This is a genomic window from Haloechinothrix halophila YIM 93223, assembly GCF_000504245.1.
GTDB classification, from domain to species: Bacteria; Actinomycetota; Actinomycetes; order Mycobacteriales; family Pseudonocardiaceae; genus Haloechinothrix_A; species Haloechinothrix_A halophila.
This window is the reverse complement of sequence record NZ_KI632509.1, coordinates 786,752-802,833: the sequence shown is the minus strand read 5'-3', so window position 1 is coordinate 802,833 and position 16,082 is coordinate 786,752. Positions and strand designations below refer to the sequence as shown.

Below are 16,082 nucleotides of genomic sequence, written 5' to 3'. Positions count from 1 at the left end.
CGGGTCACGGCACGGCGTGTCTGCCCTGGTGCGGGATGACGGCGTGCACCCGCCAGCCGCCGCCCGGTTCCGGCCCGACGTTCAGCCTGCCACCGAACACCGACGCGCGCTCGCGCATGCCGATCAAGCCGTTCCCGCCCGCCACGTCGGTCAGCGCGGGCGCGAGCACGGGGCGCGCCTTGCCAGCGCCGTCATCGACGACGTCGACCTCGACCGAGTCGGCCCGCTGCGTCACCGTCACCGACGCCGACGCGGTCCGGCCCGCATGCTTGAGCGTATTGGTCAACGCCTCCTGCACGATGCGGAACACGCCGAGTTCGACACCGGTTGAGACGTCGACGAAGTCGCCGTCCAGCTCGAGCCGCACCGGCATACCAGCGGCGCGCATCCGCTCGGCCAGCTCGGGCAGCGCGGCGATGCCCGGCTGCGGGGCGAGCGGCTGCTCGGCGGCGTCGCCTGACCCACGCAGGACGTCGAGCAGCCCACGCAGCTCGTCGAGGGCGCCCCTGCCGGTCTCGGCGATGGTGCGCAGCGCGTCCCGCGCGGTGGCGGGATCCCGCTCGATCGTGTACATCGCGCCATCGGCTTGCACCACGATCACGCTCACCGCGTGCGCGATGACGTCGTGCAGCTCCCGCGCGATCCGGCTTCGCTCCGCGGCGACGGCGATCTGGCTCGCCTGGTCGCGTTCGGTCTCCAACAGGTGCAGCCGCGCCTCCATCTCCGCCCGGTACGCCCGCCGCGCGCCGACGAACTCGCCAAGCACCCAGCAGAATCCCAGCGAACCGCCGGTGAAGCCCAGCGCGATCAGCCACTCCGCGCGGTCGAACTGGATCAGGATCTGCACCGCGGAGGAGACGACCATCACCACGAAGTAGATCGCCGTCTGCCGCCGGTTCACGTAGACGATCAGCGTGTAGACGGCGATGCACGCGGTGGCGACGGCGGCGAGCCCCAGCTCGTATGCCGCGTGCACGGCGCCGATGGCGAGCACAAGGTAGGCGAACCACATCGGGTGCCTGCGCCGGATGACCAGCGGCGCGACCGTCGCGACGATGATCACGGCGAGGACGGCGTCCGGCGCGGGCGGCCCCATCCGCTGTTCGCCATCGACGGTGACCAGCAGCAGGTCGAACAGGGCGATCAGCACGGCCATCGCGCTGTCGCCGACCATCGGATGGGCGTGCAGCCACAGGCTCAGCCGGCGCATACGCCTCACACTATGTTGGGAAACATCGCCCGCGCGTCCATCTCAGGTAGCACCCTGGGGTGAACCTCAGGCGGACCCGTGTCGTGGCACGATGCCGCAAGCGACCCGCGCCGGGCCGATCAGGAAGGGGATGGGGGAGTGACCGCCGTGACGGAGCAGAGCGCGCTCGCTGGTCCGCTGTCCACCTCGGTCGCCAACCTCTGCCGCAGGCTGCAGCCCCAGGTCGGGCCCGCGACGGCGGCCGGGTTCGCAGAGGTGCTGCGCAGGCTGGGCGCCCCGCTGCAGGTCGCGGTGGCCGGGCGGATCAAGTCGGGCAAGTCCACGCTGGTCAACGCGCTGATCGGGCGCAGGGTCGCGCCGACGGACATCGGTGAGTGCACCCGGCTGGTCACCCGCTTCCAGTACGGCACGGTGGACCGGGTCGAGGTGGTGCGCACCGACGGCACCACCACGGTGTTGCCGTTCGACGCCGACGGCATGATTCCCGCGTCGCTCGGCATGGACACCGACGCCGTCTCGCACATCGAGGCGTATCTGACCAGCGCCGTCCTCAGGGACATGACGGTGATCGACACCCCTGGCCTCGGCTCGCTGGACGCGGCGTCGGTGGCGCGCACCGAGGGTGTGCTCGGCACCCGGCGGGAGCCGGACGGCGGGGACGTGCTCGACCACACCTCCCGGGACGCCGTCGCGGGGGCGGAGGCGGTGCTGTACGTGGTGACGCAGAGCGTGCGGGCCGACGATCAGCAGGCGCTCGCCGCGTTCACCGCGGCGACCGCGAGCAGGGAAGCCGGTCCGGTCAACGCCATCGCCGTGCTGAACAAGGCGGACATCATCGCCCCTGAGTCCGTAGCGGGCGCGGACGGTGACGTCTGGCGTGCGGCGGCACTGCTCGCCGAGGCACAGGCCGCGACGCTGAAACCGAAGGTGGCGGACGTCCTCCCGGTGATCGGATTGCTGGCGGAATCGGCTGAGTCAGGCGGGTTCACCTCGGCGGACGCCGACGCGCTGCGGGCACTGTCCGAACTGGACGACGCAACGCTTGAGACGATCCTGCTCTCCGCGGACATCTTCACCAGCTGGGACTGCGACGTCCCCTCGGGTACGAGGACGCGGCTGCTCGACAGGCTCGACCTCTACGGCATTCAGTGCGGCATCCATGCGATCAGGTCGGACCCGGCCGTCACAGCGGGCGACCTGCGCCGCAGGATTAGGGACGCGTCCGGGCTCGAAGCAGTGCGATCGCGGCTGAACACGGTGTTCGCGGCGCGGGCGGACGGCATCAAGGCGGCTGCCGCGCTGGCGTCGATCACCGCGCTCGCCCACACCGCGCCCGACCCCGCAGAACGCGCGAAGGTGCACGACGCGATCGAGGTGCTGCTCGCCAAGCCGGAAGCACACCAGCTCCGGGTACTCGAAGCGCTCACGCTGGTCACATCGGGCGCGGTCGAGCTGCCGGACGACCTCACCGAGGAAGTGCTGCGGGTGGGCAGCAACGCCGACGTCACCGCGCAACTCGGTATGCCAGACGGCGACAGGGAGCAGCTGACGGCGCACGCGCTGGAGCGGGCGGGCTGGTGGCGCTCGTTCGCCTCGTTCGGCGCGACTCCGGCACAAAGCAGGGTGGCGCACGTAGTGCACCGGGCGTACTTCCTGATCTGGCAACAGCTACGCGAGAAGTAGACGAGAGTGGTGGCAGTGGCAGCGTGGTTCAACCGCCAAGGCGACAAAGCCGGCGATCCCGGCAACGCACGGATCTTCCCGGGGGACGCGGGGGCCAACCCCGATGACGTGCCGACCGGGGAGATCGCGGCGCACCTCATCGCGGCGGCCGACACCGGCGGGCGGCGCGACATCCAGCGGCTGCGAGACGACCGCGCCGCGCTGATCCAGCTGTGCCTCTACGCGCTGGACCGCACCCAGAGCTGCGGCATCGTCACGCGCATCGAGGAGGGCCTTGCCGACGTCGGGGTCACCGCGCTTCGCCCGGACGGCGAGCAGTTCGACCCCGCCCGCCACGAGGCAGGCGGCACGGTGTCCACATCGGACGACTCGCTGACTGGCACGGTCGCGGAGACCGAGATCGTCGGGTTCCGCGATGGCGACGCGCTGCTCCGCGCACCCGTGGTGACCGTGTACACAGCAGGGGAACCGACATGACATCGGCGTTCTTCCAGCCGCGGGCCACGCCGATCGAGAAGGTCAGAAAGGGCTGCGATTCGCTCATCGCATCGCTTCAGGATATCGACGCCGGCGCGGCCAACTGGGTACGCGATACCCGCGAGCGGCAGCAGGGTGCGCCTGCCATCGTCGTCGTTGGTGAAACCAAACGCGGTAAGAGTTCGCTGGTCAATGCCATGCTCGCCAGCCCAGGGTTGTCCCCAGTAGATGCCGAGGTCGCCACGGCGACGTATCTGCGGTTCGTCAGCGGTGACGAGCCCCGCGCGCAGGCCTGCTATCCGGGTCAGCGGCCACCCGTGCCGTTCGAGCTGGCTGAGCTGGCCAACTGGACGTCGGCCACCAGCGAGCTACCTGAGGGGCAGCTGCCGCCGAGCTACGTCGAAGTCGCCTACCCGTGCCCGCTGCTGGCACGCGTGTCGCTTGTGGACACTCCGGGCGTCGGCGGGCTCGACTCGATGCACGGCGAGCTGGCTATCGAGGCCGCGGCGTCGGCGACCGCGCTGCTGTTCGTGGTGGACGCGTCGTCGCCGTTCACCGCGAGTGAGCTCAACTTTCTGCGGAAGATGAGCGACAGAGTCGAAACAGTCCTGTTCGCACTGTCCAAAACGGATGCTTTCAAGGGCTGGCGGCAGGTGGCAGCCGCCAACACCGAACTGCTCGCCACGCACGCGCCCCGGTTCGCTGACGCCGAGTTCCTGCCGGTCTCGGCGCGGATGTTCGAGCTGGCCGGCAATGCGCCATCGGACGACGCCGCCGCGATGCTGCGGCAGAAGTCAGGCGTGATCGCGCTGCAGACCGCGGTGCAGGAAGCCGTGATCGGCAAGGCGGACGCACTGCGGGAGGCGAACACGCTGCGCACACTGGTCACCGCGTTCGAGGAGCAGGCGGCGCGGCTCACCGCCGAGCGCAGGGCGCTGAACTCGGGCGAGTCGGAGGGCGACGCGCTGCGGGAACGCCGCGACGCGCTGCGGGCGGAGCGGAAGTCGTCGACGCGGGGCTGGCAGCTCACGTTGCGCAGCGAGATCCAGCGCGCGCGGACCGACTGCACTCATGAGGTCGCGCGGCAGATGCGCGACGTCCAGTCGTGGTTCCGCCAGCGCATCGACGGCGCGGACGCCGACGTCCTCAACGCACTGCCGCAGGAAGTCGACTCCGCGTTGCAACTGGTGTCGTCACGACTGAACACGCTGCTCGACCAGCGGCTCAACGCGGCGACGAACAACGCGCTCGCCGAGTTGTTCAGCGAGGACGAACTGCGGGTGATCCGGGCGCAGTTCGCGCGAGGTGACAGTCGGCCGGTCGTGCTGCGCCCGCCGGACAAGCGGCCCGCGACCGCGGAGGACAAGCTCATGGTCGGCATGGGCACCTACATGGGCATCGGGGCGAGTGGGACAGGGCTGAGCCTGGCAACCGGCGGCGCGATGACGCTGGCCACGGCGGGCCTGGTCGCCGTCCCAGTGCTGGCCGTTGGGCTCGGAGCTGGCTGGTGGATCGGCCGGACGCGGCGGCACGCCGCGAACAAACAGCACGTGAAGACGTGGCTGACCGAGGCCATCGCGGACGCGCGCTCCGCGGTGGACCAGCTGGTGTCCGAGCAGATCATCGACGCGGAACACCAGTTGTCCCTCGCCTTGGACGAGGCGCTGACCAGGCGGATCGAGGCGATCGAGGCGGAGATCAAGGAGGTGGACAAGACGTTGAAGCTCAGCGCGGCGGAAAAGTCCAAGCAGCTCGCCGCCGTCAGCGCCCACCTCACGGAGGCGGAGAACGGCCGCGAGACCGCCCAGACGCTGCTCGGCTCGCTGCGTTAACCGCTCAGCGTCATTAGCGCCCGTTTCGTCCGGTTTTACTGGTGCTCAGCGGGGTGGCCGCGAGCTTGATTCGCACGTCGGCGTGTCGACTCGTTGTGCCGGGAACCCGGTGGGCCTACGGTGAGTCTCAGTCACGACGTTTCGACGAACACGCGACGAGTCTCGCGTGGTGAGCCCGTTCGGGCGACGGACACGAGGGGATATCAAGCAATGTACGTGGATGAGTCCGGCGGTAGCGACGAGACGGTGACCAGCGAGGACGTGACCGTCACCGTCGACGGGCAGGATTACGACGTCGAGAAGAACGCCGATCTCGACTCCGATGGGCACGTCGACACCGCGATCGTCGAGAACACGGACGGCACCAAGAGCGCCTACATCGACGAGGACGCGGACGGCGACGCCGACATCTACCTTGAGGCCGACGAGCGGGGCAACACCGTCGCCGAGGCACGGTTCGACGAGCAGTCCGGCGAATGGATCGCCGTCGACCCATCGGCGCAGGGTCAGCCCGAGGACGCCACGGGGCCGACCGACACGCGGACCAGTGAAGACACCCCGAGGTCCGATAAGCCGATGACGGCCGACATGCCGGAGGGTGATCTCGACGTCGGACCGCCGACGATCGACACCAACGAGGACGGCGTGAACGACACCGCCGTCACCAAGGACGACGCGGGCAACACCTTCTACTTCACCGACGTGAACAGCGACGGCGAGGCGGACTACGCACTCGTTGTCGAGCCAGACGGCAGCACGGCCACCCTGAAGCACACCGGCGATGGCCAGTGGGAGCGCGTCGACACCGGCACCACCCAGACCAGCGGGGCACACGGCGGCGATACCGGCGGCGGCGTTGGCGACACCGTCGCGTCGGCAGCCACCGACCGTGGCGTGAGCGGAATCACAACAAATGTCGAGGGTGTCGCCAAAATCGATCCGTACACCGGGCAGTGGTTAAGCCCAAACTAAGGCCGATCGACGTCATCGCCGAAGAATCTTCTGACCCGACCTAACGGTCATAGCGCACACCGGCTCGCGGCCGCCGATCAGTCACGAGTTCGCCCGGCGGCCGGAAATCGCCCTGCCGACTACTCCAAACGTGATCGACAACGGGAAACTGAATCGATTCCCTTATCGTTCTTGTGAGAGAACCGACAGGACAAGGCTCGGTTACCTGGCGTTTGCCCGGCTACTCTCAAGGGACCCCCAAAACGAGCACGCCGACGAAGCGACGCCAAGCACTTGTCCGCTTCCCGGTGCGCGAAGCCATTCGGTCGCCGGCAACGAAGCCCGCACGCCGATCACTCAGCCCCGCGTGGTCTCCGCGGGGGCTAACCGTGTCGGAGTCAGGAGATTTACGAGATGACTGCTGTAGCCATCCCCGGACTGGACAACGCACCTACGACGCATAGCCGCGTGCTCGAATGGGTGCGTGAGGTCGCGGAACTGACGACCCCGGACCGTGTGGAATGGATCGACGGCTCAGACGCCGAATCGGAACGGATCAACCAGAAGCTGGTCGACCAGGGGACCTTCGTGCCGCTGAAGTCGAAGCCCAACTCGTACTGGGCGGCATCCGACCCGAGCGACGTCGCACGGGTCGAGGAGCGCACGTTCATCTGCTCCCAGCGGGAAGAAGACGCCGGGCCGACCAACAACTGGATGCATCCGGATGAGATGAAGGCGATCATGACCGAGCTCTACCGGGGCTCGATGCGGGGTCGCACCATGTACGTCATCCCGTTCTGCATGGGTCCACTCGCCGACGACAACCCGAAGCTCGGCGTCGAGATCACCGACTCCGAGTACGTCATCGCCTCGATGCGTGTGATGACCCGCATGGGTAAGCAGGCGCTGGACAAGTTCGTCAAGGACGACGGCACCGAGCGCGAGTTCGTGCCCGCGCTGCACTCGCTCGGCGCGCCGCTTGAGCCCGGCCAGGAGGACGTTCCGTGGCCGTGCAACGACACGAAGTACATCACCCACTTCCCCGAGGAGCGCACGATCTGGAGCTACGGCTCCGGCTACGGCGGCAACGCGCTGCTCGGCAAGAAGTGCTACTCGCTGCGCATCGCATCGGTGATCGGCCGCGACGAGGGCTGGCTCGCCGAGCACATGCTGATCCTCAAGCTGATCTCGCCGGAGAACAAGGTCTACTACATCGCGGCCGCGTTCCCGAGCGCCTGCGGTAAGACCAACCTGGCGATGCTGCGGCCCACCATTCCTGGCTGGCGGGTCGAGACGCTGGGCGATGACATCGCGTGGATGCGCTTCGGCGACGACGGCAGGCTTTACGCCGTCAACCCGGAGGCTGGCTTCTTCGGCGTCGCGCCCGGCACCAACTACAAGACCAACCCGCACGCGATGGAGACCATCAACAAGGGCAACTCGGTCTTCACCAACGTCGCGCTGACCGATGACGGCGACGTGTGGTGGGAAGAGATGGAGAACCAGCCCTCCCACGCGACGTCGTGGAAGAAGCAGGACTGGACGCCGGACTCCGAGGAGAAGGCCGCGCACCCGAACTCGCGGTACTGCACGCCGATGTCGCAGTGCCCGATCCTCGCGCCGGAGTGGGACGACCCGAACGGCGTGCCGATCTCGGCGATCCTGTTCGGCGGCCGCCGCGCGAACACGATCCCGCTGGTCACGGAGTCGCGCGACTGGCAGCACGGCACCTTCATGGGTGCGACGCTGTCCTCGGAAAAGACCGCGGCCGCCGCGGGCAAGGTCGGCGAGGTGCGCCGCGACCCGATGGCGATGCTGCCGTTCATCGGCTACAACGCCGGCGACTACTTCCAGCACTGGATCGACACCGGCAAGCGCGCCGACGCGAACAAGCTGCCGAAGATCTTCTACGTGAACTGGTTCCGCCGTGGCGACGACCGCCGCATCCTGTGGCCTGGCTTCGGCGAGAACTCGCGCGTGCTGAAGTGGATCATCGAGAGGATCGAGGGCAAGGCCGCCGCGAGCGAGACCCCGATCGGCTGGGTTCCCACCGCCGACCAGCTCGACCTCTCCGGCCTCGAGGACACCCCGATCGAGGACATCGAAGCGTCGCTCGAGGTCAACGCCGACGAGTGGCGGCAGGAGATCCCGCTGATCGAGGAGTGGTTCGACAAGATCGGCGAGAAGCTGCCGACCTCGCTGCGCGACGAGCTGGAGTCGCTGAAGCAGCGCCTCGGCTGACGTCTGGCTCCTTGCGCGCTCCTGGAGCCGCCGACTGAGCGAGTCTTAACGGGCCCGGTGCCCTGTCCGGTGCGGTCGCACCCGGACGGGCACCGGGCCCATTCGCATGGGCAGGCGGCGTCGTGTCACACCACGTGTTGATGGGCGGTGTCCCCAGTTGCCCCCAGGTTGTGGATAACTCTGTGAACAAACTGTGGACCCACTGCTCCATTAGGTGGACGAATGGCGGATACCGGTGGACATGCCGAGCTGTGACCACACCGCGACCGCAGCGATGCGGCGAGTCAGCCGACGGCACAACGGACCCGAACCGGGACGAGCCGCTGTCACCAGGTGCCGTGCCACCCGAAGGGGATGCCGCGCTGCGGCGGCTGCGCGGGCGCGGTTTCCGGCTCGGGTAGTGGCGTGCCGGGACACAGCGAGTCCGACGGCACCCGGTTGTCCACAAGGTAGGCGTTCACCAGGTTGTCCACACAGCCGTTGCCCCCGGCGTAGATGCCGTGATCGCCCTCATTGGTGACCGTGATCATCCGCGATCCCGCGAAGTTCGCGTGTGCGCGGCGGGCGCCTTCCAATGGCGTCGCGGGGTCGTGCGTCGATTGCACCATCAGCACCGGTGGCACACCCTCACCGGTCGGCGTCGGCAAGTCGACAGGGTTGTCGTTGTCCCAGAAGATGCACGGCTGGATCAGCCATCCCCACCCAAGCAAGGGGTACCGCTTGCCGAGGTAATCCGACTGTGCGACGACGCTACGCCGGTCACCACGCCACTCGGTCTCGTTGCACGGGATGGTCCAGAAACTCGCGTCAAAGGCGTCGTCGTGTTCGCCGCCGGGCGCACCTGCACTGCCGTCCATGCCGACCGCGAGCGGCAGCGGGGCGCCGTTGTTCTCCCGCAGACGCAGCCGTCGCAACGTGTCGAGGGCGTCCTCGCGGCGCTGCCCGTGCGCGCGGTCCATCGCCAGGTCGCGCACCGCCCGCAAGTACTCACCCAATCCGGGGAAGGCGAGCTTGTTGTACATCGCGCCCGCGATCTGGATGTCGAACTCGTTCGGCCCGATCGTCCTGCCGTCCAGTTTGACCGGCTCGTCCTCTAGCGCGTTGCGCACCTTCTCGTAACGGATACGGGCGGTCTGGCTGGTGCGGCCGTAACCGTAGATGTCGTGATACCGCGCCAGCCACGGCAGGAAATCGGCCCGCCAGCGGCGCTCGAAGCCGAGCGGCTGCCAGTCGAAGGCGGTCTGCCAGTCAGCGGTGAACTCGATGTTGGAGTCGAGCACCATCTTGTCCACCCGATTGGGGAACGCCGTCGCGTACTGCGCGCCGAGCCAGGTGCCCGCCGAGTAACCGATCCAGCTGATTTTCGTCCGGTGAAGCAGCCGACGCAGCAGGTCAATGTCGCGGAGGGTCTGGTACGTGTTGATGAATCGCCCGAGCTCGCCGGACTTTTCCTGGCACGCGTCCGCCGCGGCCTCGGTGGTGTCCAAGATCAGGTCGAGGTTCTCCTGGCTGCGGTCCCTCGGGTCGAGCGGATCGACGTTGCTTACCGCGCCGCCGCAGGTGATGTTGCTGCTCTCACCGGTACCGCGCGGGTCGAAGCCGATGATGTCGTAGTTCGCGCGCACCCGCTGCTGTTCGCGGAACCGAATCGGGAACAGCCTGCCCGGCCCGCCGGGACCACCCGGGTTGGTGAGGATCGAGCCGCGCGCGCCGCCCTTCGCGGGCAGCTTGCTCACCGCGATCGTGACATCGTTGCCGTCGCCGGGGTTGTCCCAATCCCTCGGTGCGGTGAACTCACCGCACCGTAGTTTTCTCGCGGCCGCCGGAGCGGATTCGGGGATGCCCTCGCACGGACCCCAGTCGATGCGCTGCTCGGTGTATGCGGCGCGCGGGTCGATCGGCGCCGACGGGGTGGACAGCGCGGGAACGCCGCCAGCGAGCAAACCGACTACCGCCGCGGGAATCACCACGGCGTACCTCAGTCGTGTCATGAGATTCCTGGAATCGTCGAAGGGGCGCGGGCGGTAACACTCGGTACTGAATTGTGTACCGCGCGCCAAGATCGCGAATCTTCGGGGTACGCATGAACCCTGGGGCACGCATTGGAAAACCCCGTGATGCTGCCAGGTCGGGGGTCCGCCAGCACCACGGGGTCATCTGGAGTATCGACAATGTCCATGGCAGCGTTACACCTTCACCCAATTGTGTCCTGGCTCACCACGTCGCGGTGGTACTATGGTCCACTTTCAGGCTTAATGTCCGTTTTTAATCTTCCCGCTTGCCGAGCAGGTAGTGACCGAAGTGCGGCACGGTGAAGGCGATCTGGCCCCGCTCGGCGGAGTAGACGAGCCCCTTCTTCATCAGGCTGTCGCGCGCTGGCGACAGTGATGAGGGTTTGCGCCCGAGATAGACCGCGACGTCCGAACTGCCAGCGGGCTCGTCACGGCCATGGGTCAGCTCGGCCATCGCGATCAAGTACTCACGTTCGGCGGGCGTCGCGCGCTCGTAACGGGAGCCGAAGAAGCCGACCGCCAGTTCCGCCTCGGCCTCCGGTGCGGCGACCTTGACGTCCTCGTGCGTGATCGGGTCGGCGGGCGCGGCATCCCACGCCGCCTTGCCGTACGCCTGGATGAAGTACGGGTAGCCACCCGAAACGTCGAACAGCGCATCCAGCGCCTCCGGCTCGATCCCGGTGTCCTCCCGCTCGATCGGCGCGAGGACAGCGACGTCGGCGTGCTCCCGATCCAGGCGGTCGATGCGGGCGTAGCTGAACAGCCGCTCGGAGTAGGACTTCGACGCGGACAACACCGCGGGCACGTGCGGCAACCCGGCGCCGACGACGACCAGCGGCGCGCCGGACTGCGAGAGTTCGTGGCATGCCGCGCACAGCGCCGAGACGTCGTCCGGCCGGAGGTCCTGCATCTCGTCGATCAGCAGCGCGACTCCGGTACCGACGTCGGCGGCCAACTCCGCGACATCGGTGAACAGCTCGACCAGGTCGATCTCGATGTCGCCGGAGTCCGCGCGGCCCTGCGCGGCTGGCACGTCGATGCCCGGCTGCCAGCGGTCGCGCAGCTTGGCGTCGGATCGGTTGGCGCGCAACGCGAATGCCTTCAGCACGCCGAGGACTTCCTCGACGCGATCCGGCGCGCGGTGCCGCACCGCGAGGTCACGGATCGCCCGGTGCAGCGCGGCCGACAGCGGCTTGCGCAGCTCGGCGTCCGGGCGCGCCTCGATCTTGCCCGTACCCCAGCGGCGGCGCATCGCCATCGACCGAAGCTCGCCAAGCAGCACGGTCTTGCCGACGCCGCGTAGTCCGGTGAGGACGAGGCTGCGTTCCGGTCTGCCGCGCGCGACCCGTTCCAGCACGACGTCGAAGGCGGTGAGCTCCTTCTCCCTGCCCGCCAACTCCGGCGGGCGCTGGCCCGCCCCTGGCGCGAACGGGTTCCGAACCGGGTCCATGACTAGCACCGTATCGACGTTTCTAGCGCCAGCCCGATATTCCGGCATATATCCCTAGGCGTGTCGCGCCGCTGCCATGCGTCGTGTCCGACGTTCTCAACGGCGTGTCTGCCGTTCCCGACGCTGTGTCCGACGTTCCGGACGCCGTGTTCGTCATCCAGCACGGTCCCGGCCGGGTCCGCGGCCCCGAGCCGGTGCGGCTGACGACTACCGCGCGCCTGGCGAATCACCGCAGGGTGCGCTCGGCGTAGGTCGCCATGGCATCGCGGATGAACGCCGCCGTGCCTTCGCCGTGGCGGTCGTAGTGCGCCGTAAACCTCGGGTCATCGACGTACAACTGACCGAGGCCGACGAACTCATCCGCCGTCGGACGCTTGCCTTGCCAGCCGATCGCGATCCAGTCGTACTGGCGCTGAGCGATCGCCTGCACGTCATCGCTATCGGCAGCCTTGCCTTGCTTATGCGCCGCGGCGAAGTCGGCGGCGATGTCGTACTGCCGCTGCTGAAACTCGCGTTTGTCCTTATCGGACAGCGAGCGCCACCAGTTGTCGCCGCGCTCCCAAGCGTCCTTGCCCCAACGTTCGATCACCTCGTCCTTGTACTGAGTGTGATCGAAGCCGTCGAATGCTTCGGTTGCCATGATCTGTTCACCTCCTTCCAGCTTCCGCAGGGTCGTGGTCACCGACGCGATCTGCCGCTCGATGCGGTCGCGCTCCTGACACAGCCACTCCAGGTGGACGGCCAGCGCGGCGGCGCTGTCCCGCTCGCCGTCGAGCACGTCCGCGATCGCGGGCAGGCCGAGGCCAAGCTCGCGCAACAGCAGAATGCGCTGCAGCCGCACGAGGCAGCGTTGGTCGTAGTAGCGGTACCCGTTGCTGCCGACCCGGCTGGGTGCGAGCAGCCCCACGTCGTCGTAGTGACGAAGCGTGCGACTGGTCGTGCCCGCCACGCGCGCGATTTCCTGGATCGACCACTCCTGGGTAGCCACGACGTCCTCCTTCCCTCGTGGCGTCGGTGAGATCCACGGTAGAAGTTGACGCTACGTCAAGGTCAAGCGCGAATTCTCGGATTCGCTAGGAGTTTCTGGCGTTGTCTATGGCCATCTAGCACTGAAGCAAGAGAGTGGAATACGGCGCTACGGAAGCGGTGCGCGCCGCAAGGTGGACACGACCGTCCAGAACGGGGAGCTCGCCGCACCGGAACGCGGGACTCGCGGCACAGCAACGCGGGACTCGCGGCCGAGAAGGTGCAACTCGGGCCGCAGAAGGTACAACTCGCGGCGAATAGGGTGCGACTCGCGGGGGTTGGCGCGCGAACTACGGCTGTCTAGCCGTGTCTAGCACCTGCGCTAGATATCCGCAGAAACACGAAGAGCGGGGTGCGGCCGTCATGGCCACACCCCGCTGCTGACATCCCGTGTCGTTCCTACTTGCTCGCGACCTTGCGGTACTTCGCTACCGCGAGTGGTGCGAAGATCGCGAAAATCGCGATGCAGCACAGAATCGCGTACAGCGTCGCGTTGTCCGCAACCCAACCTTCCGGACGTTCGAAGCCGGGCAATGGCGGGTTACCGAACAGGCTGCGCGCCGAGTCAGCGACCGCCGTCACCGGGTTCCACTCCGCGAATGTCCGCAGTGGACCGGGCAACGTCGTCTGCACCACGAACACCGACGAGATGAACGTGACCGGGAACATCCAGATGAATCCTGCGCTCTGCGCCACCTCGACCTTGCCCGCCAGCATCCCGACGAACGCACCGATCCAGGACATCACGAACCCGAACAGCAACAGCACCGCGAAGCCGAGGACCGCGTCGGTGAAACTGCCACGAATCCGCCAGCCGACGATCAGTCCGCACAGCGACATCACGACGAGGCCGAGCGAGTTGACGGCCAGGTCCGCCGTAGTGCGGCCCAGCAGCACCGCCATCCGCGACATCGGCAGCGACCTGAACCGGTCGATGACGCCTTTCTGCAGGTCGTTGGCCATACCGATGGTGGTGAACGCCGAGTTGAACGCCACCGTCTGCGCGAAGATGCCGCCCATCAGGAATTCCCGGTACGCCCCGCCGCCGAAGCTGCCACCGAAGACGTAGGCGAACAGCAGCACGAACATGATCGGCTGCAGGGTCGCGCTGAGCAGCAGCTCAGGGTTGCGCCGGACGTTCATCAGGTTGCGCCAGGTGATGACGCCGCCGTCGCGCAGGGTGCGTGCGATGGCGTTGCCAAAACCACCCCGCGGCGGCGCCAGCGTGACAGCCGTCATACCGCCACCCCCTTCGTGTCAGTCGAATCCTCCTCGGCGGCGTGGCCGGTGAGCGCGAGGAAGACGTCGTCGAGCGTTGGCCGGTGCAGCGCGACGTCAGACACGAGGATGTTCTCCGCGTCGAGCCTGCGCAGCGCCTCGATCAGCGCCTTCGGCCCGGTGTCGACCAAGATGTCTGCCTTGCGGGTATGCACGTCGGTCGACGGCTCACCCGATCCGACCTCGGCGAGCACCCGCGCCGTGGACCGCAGGTCGGCGGCGTCGGCGACGATCAGCTCCAGCCGCTCACCACCGACCTGGTTCTTCAGCTCATCGGCGGTGCCGCCCGCGATGACCTTGCCCTTGTCGATGACGACGATGGCGTCCGCGAGCTGGTCAGCTTCCTCAAGGTACTGCGTGGTCAACAGCACCGTGGTGCCGTCGTCAACGAGCTCGGAGATGACCTCCCAGGTGTCCATCCTGCCGCGCGGGTCGAGCCCGGTGGTCGGTTCGTCCAGCACGACGACGACCGGCCGCGCGACCAGCGCACCAGCGAGGTCGAGCCGACGCCGCATGCCGCCCGAGTAGCCTTTCGACGGCCGATCGCCGTCCTCGGTCAGCCGGAACCGTTCCAGCAGTTCACGGGCGCGGGCGCGGGACTGCGAACGGCTCATGCCGTACAGCCGCGCGACCATGTAGAGGTTCTCGAACCCGGTGAGGTTCTCGTCCACCGCCGCGTACTGCCCTGACAGCCCGATCGAGCGGCGCACCGCATCCGGGTCGGCCACCGCGTCGTGTCCGGCGACCATCGCGCTGCCCGAGTCCGGTTTGAGCAACGTCGTCAGGATGCGCACGGTCGTCGTCTTGCCGGCGCCGTTCGGGCCAAGCAGTCCTAGCACTTGGCCCGTCGGTATTTCCAGGTCGACGCCGTTGAGCGCGCGGGTCGAGCCGAATGACTTGACTAACCCCTCCGCACGCACGGCGACACCATCGAAGCGAGATCCCATGTTTCCCTCCGCAACGAGCGCGAAGCCGCGCTCTTGACGGCCGTTCGCCGGGCGCACATCACCGCTGCTTTGTGCTGCCTGACTAGACGACGCCGCGCCATACCGCAGGGCGGCGAACGACCTGATGTTGAGTCATGGCGTCACTCCCAATGACGCCGACGTCATGCTAAGGACAACCACCGACAAAGTCGTCAGGGTTTTTCCCTGAGCTGAACCCGTGCCCCTTGCGGATGGGAAACGCCCACGCGGCTGCGGCGTTCGTGATGAAATACCCGGGTGAGGAGATCGTCATCGCGCGCAGTGGCCCTGATGTTCGCCGGCATGGCGGTCCTCGTCGGTTGCTCCAGCCCGCCTGGTCCTGACCCGACCATGCCAGCACCAAGCATCCCCGAGGAGGCCATCGCCTACGACGACGTCAAGTCGCTCGAGGAACGGCCTTACCCCTACACCGGGGATTGCTCCCAGTTCGATCCAGGTCGGCTACGCGAGCTGGGGCTCGCCGGGACCGGCAGGGACTCAGGCGTGCCTGGCAACGAGTCGTGCCAGCTCGACGGGGGTGAGGGAGGCACGCTGGCTCAGGTCTGGATAACGGTCGAATACCCGCCGAATCCCTCAGTCGACAGGGCCTTCCCCGATTTCTGGAATGGTGGCAACCACAGCGGCCACTTCCGCCGCACGATCCTGCTCGACCGCTACTACGCCGTGCAACAGCTCGACCTGCGTGGCGTTCCGACCACTCCGCGATGCGAATACGTCGTCGACACCGGCTCACCGCAAGCGATCCGGTTCACCGGCTTGCTGCACGAGGACGTCGGTGCCCCTCTTGGCGAACTCATCAAACCGACTACGACGTGGGAAGTCAACGAGGACCAAGCGGCCTCGTTCGTGACGGAGCACTGCCCCCGAATGCGCGAGATCACTGAAGAGCTCCTTCCGATGATCGATCCGGACGGCGGCTCGCTGGCCACCGGGTAA

At 67.6% G+C, this 16,082-nt stretch carries 13 protein-coding genes; 7 read left to right on the top strand and 6 right to left on the bottom strand.

The window, feature by feature from the left end; genetic code table 11:
* Nucleotides 1-4: 4 nt before the first annotated feature.
* The gene (locus tag AMYHA_RS03670; protein ID WP_456236139.1) at nt 5-1,210 is read right to left on the bottom strand and encodes a sensor histidine kinase; all 1,206 of its coding nucleotides are present in this window, start codon (nt 1,208-1,210) and stop codon (nt 5-7) included.
* Between the two features lie 138 nt (nt 1,211-1,348).
* Between AMYHA_RS03670 and AMYHA_RS03665 the strand changes: the two genes are divergently transcribed.
* The 5 genes from AMYHA_RS03665 (at nt 1,349) to AMYHA_RS03645 (ending at nt 8,394) form a co-directional block, all read left to right on the top strand.
* A complete protein-coding gene (locus AMYHA_RS03665; protein ID WP_034267952.1) occupies nt 1,349-2,893 on the top strand; it encodes a dynamin family protein in 1,545 nt (514 codons plus the stop codon).
* A gap of 138 nt (nt 2,894-3,031) precedes the next feature.
* Nucleotides 3,032-3,370, top strand: a complete 339-nt coding sequence (gene grpE / locus AMYHA_RS03660) for a nucleotide exchange factor GrpE (RefSeq protein WP_231104909.1) — start codon at nt 3,032-3,034, stop codon at nt 3,368-3,370.
* Entirely contained in the window at nt 3,367-5,202 is a 1,836-nt protein-coding gene (locus tag AMYHA_RS03655) for a dynamin family protein (protein ID WP_051399510.1), read from the top strand. The genes grpE and AMYHA_RS03655 overlap by 4 nt, the downstream gene beginning before the upstream one ends.
* 210 nt (nt 5,203-5,412) lie before the next feature.
* Nucleotides 5,413-6,174: a DUF6802 family protein gene (locus AMYHA_RS03650; protein ID WP_034267948.1), complete on the top strand. Its 762-nt coding sequence runs from the start codon at nt 5,413-5,415 to the stop codon at nt 6,172-6,174.
* A gap of 393 nt (nt 6,175-6,567) precedes the next feature.
* The gene (locus AMYHA_RS03645) at nt 6,568-8,394 is read left to right on the top strand and encodes a phosphoenolpyruvate carboxykinase (GTP) (RefSeq protein ID WP_034267945.1); all 1,827 of its coding nucleotides are present in this window, start codon (nt 6,568-6,570) and stop codon (nt 8,392-8,394) included.
* Nucleotides 8,395-8,720: 326 nt separating this feature from the next.
* Here the strand turns inward: AMYHA_RS03645 and AMYHA_RS03640 are convergent, their stop codons facing one another.
* The gene (locus AMYHA_RS03640) at nt 8,721-10,385 is read right to left on the bottom strand and encodes an alpha/beta hydrolase (protein ID WP_051399509.1); all 1,665 of its coding nucleotides are present in this window, start codon (nt 10,383-10,385) and stop codon (nt 8,721-8,723) included.
* A gap of 274 nt (nt 10,386-10,659) precedes the next feature.
* A complete protein-coding gene (locus AMYHA_RS03635; RefSeq protein WP_034267943.1) occupies nt 10,660-11,856 on the bottom strand; it encodes an ATP-binding protein in 1,197 nt (398 codons plus the stop codon).
* A gap of 83 nt (nt 11,857-11,939) precedes the next feature.
* Between AMYHA_RS03635 and AMYHA_RS26795 the strand changes: the two genes are divergently transcribed.
* Complete coding sequence (locus tag AMYHA_RS26795) at nt 11,940-12,107, top strand: hypothetical protein (RefSeq protein ID WP_157361783.1); 168 nt, start codon at nt 11,940-11,942, stop codon at nt 12,105-12,107.
* Here AMYHA_RS26795 and AMYHA_RS03630 read toward each other — a convergent pair.
* The 3 genes from AMYHA_RS03630 to AMYHA_RS03620 form a co-directional block, all read right to left on the bottom strand.
* The gene (locus AMYHA_RS03630) at nt 12,083-12,844 is read right to left on the bottom strand and encodes a MerR family transcriptional regulator (RefSeq protein ID WP_034267940.1); all 762 of its coding nucleotides are present in this window, start codon (nt 12,842-12,844) and stop codon (nt 12,083-12,085) included. The genes AMYHA_RS26795 and AMYHA_RS03630 overlap by 25 nt on opposite strands.
* A 437-nt stretch (nt 12,845-13,281) precedes the next feature.
* On the bottom strand, nt 13,282-14,121 hold the full coding sequence (locus AMYHA_RS03625; RefSeq protein WP_051399508.1) for an ABC transporter permease: 840 nt from the start codon (nt 14,119-14,121) through the stop codon (nt 13,282-13,284).
* Nucleotides 14,118-15,107, bottom strand: a complete 990-nt coding sequence (locus tag AMYHA_RS03620; RefSeq protein ID WP_034267937.1) for a daunorubicin resistance protein DrrA family ABC transporter ATP-binding protein — start codon at nt 15,105-15,107, stop codon at nt 14,118-14,120. Before AMYHA_RS03620 ends, AMYHA_RS03625 begins: the two co-directional genes overlap by 4 nt.
* Before the next feature lie 321 nt (nt 15,108-15,428).
* On the opposite strand from AMYHA_RS03620, the gene AMYHA_RS03615 reads away from it, so the two are divergent.
* Complete coding sequence (locus AMYHA_RS03615; protein WP_157361781.1) at nt 15,429-16,082, top strand: hypothetical protein; 654 nt, start codon at nt 15,429-15,431, stop codon at nt 16,080-16,082.

What these genes read in the sequence shown, in the direction of transcription:
- AMYHA_RS03670 (WP_456236139.1), bottom strand. Translation starts at nt 1,210, where the DNA reads ATGCGCCGGCTGAGCCTGTGGCTGCACGCCCATCCGATGGTCGGCGAC.
- AMYHA_RS03655 (WP_051399510.1), top strand. Translation starts at nt 3,367, where the DNA reads ATGACATCGGCGTTCTTCCAGCCGCGGGCCACGCCGATCGAGAAGGTC.
- AMYHA_RS03650 (WP_034267948.1), top strand. Translation starts at nt 5,413, where the DNA reads ATGTACGTGGATGAGTCCGGCGGTAGCGACGAGACGGTGACCAGCGAG.
- AMYHA_RS03645 (WP_034267945.1), top strand. Translation starts at nt 6,568, where the DNA reads ATGACTGCTGTAGCCATCCCCGGACTGGACAACGCACCTACGACGCAT.
- AMYHA_RS03640 (WP_051399509.1), bottom strand. Translation starts at nt 10,385, where the DNA reads ATGACACGACTGAGGTACGCCGTGGTGATTCCCGCGGCGGTAGTCGGT.
- AMYHA_RS03635 (WP_034267943.1), bottom strand. Translation starts at nt 11,856, where the DNA reads ATGGACCCGGTTCGGAACCCGTTCGCGCCAGGGGCGGGCCAGCGCCCG.
- AMYHA_RS03625 (WP_051399508.1), bottom strand. Translation starts at nt 14,121, where the DNA reads ATGACGGCTGTCACGCTGGCGCCGCCGCGGGGTGGTTTTGGCAACGCC.
- AMYHA_RS03620 (WP_034267937.1), bottom strand. Translation starts at nt 15,107, where the DNA reads ATGGGATCTCGCTTCGATGGTGTCGCCGTGCGTGCGGAGGGGTTAGTC.
- AMYHA_RS03615 (WP_157361781.1), top strand. Translation starts at nt 15,429, where the DNA reads ATGGCGGTCCTCGTCGGTTGCTCCAGCCCGCCTGGTCCTGACCCGACC.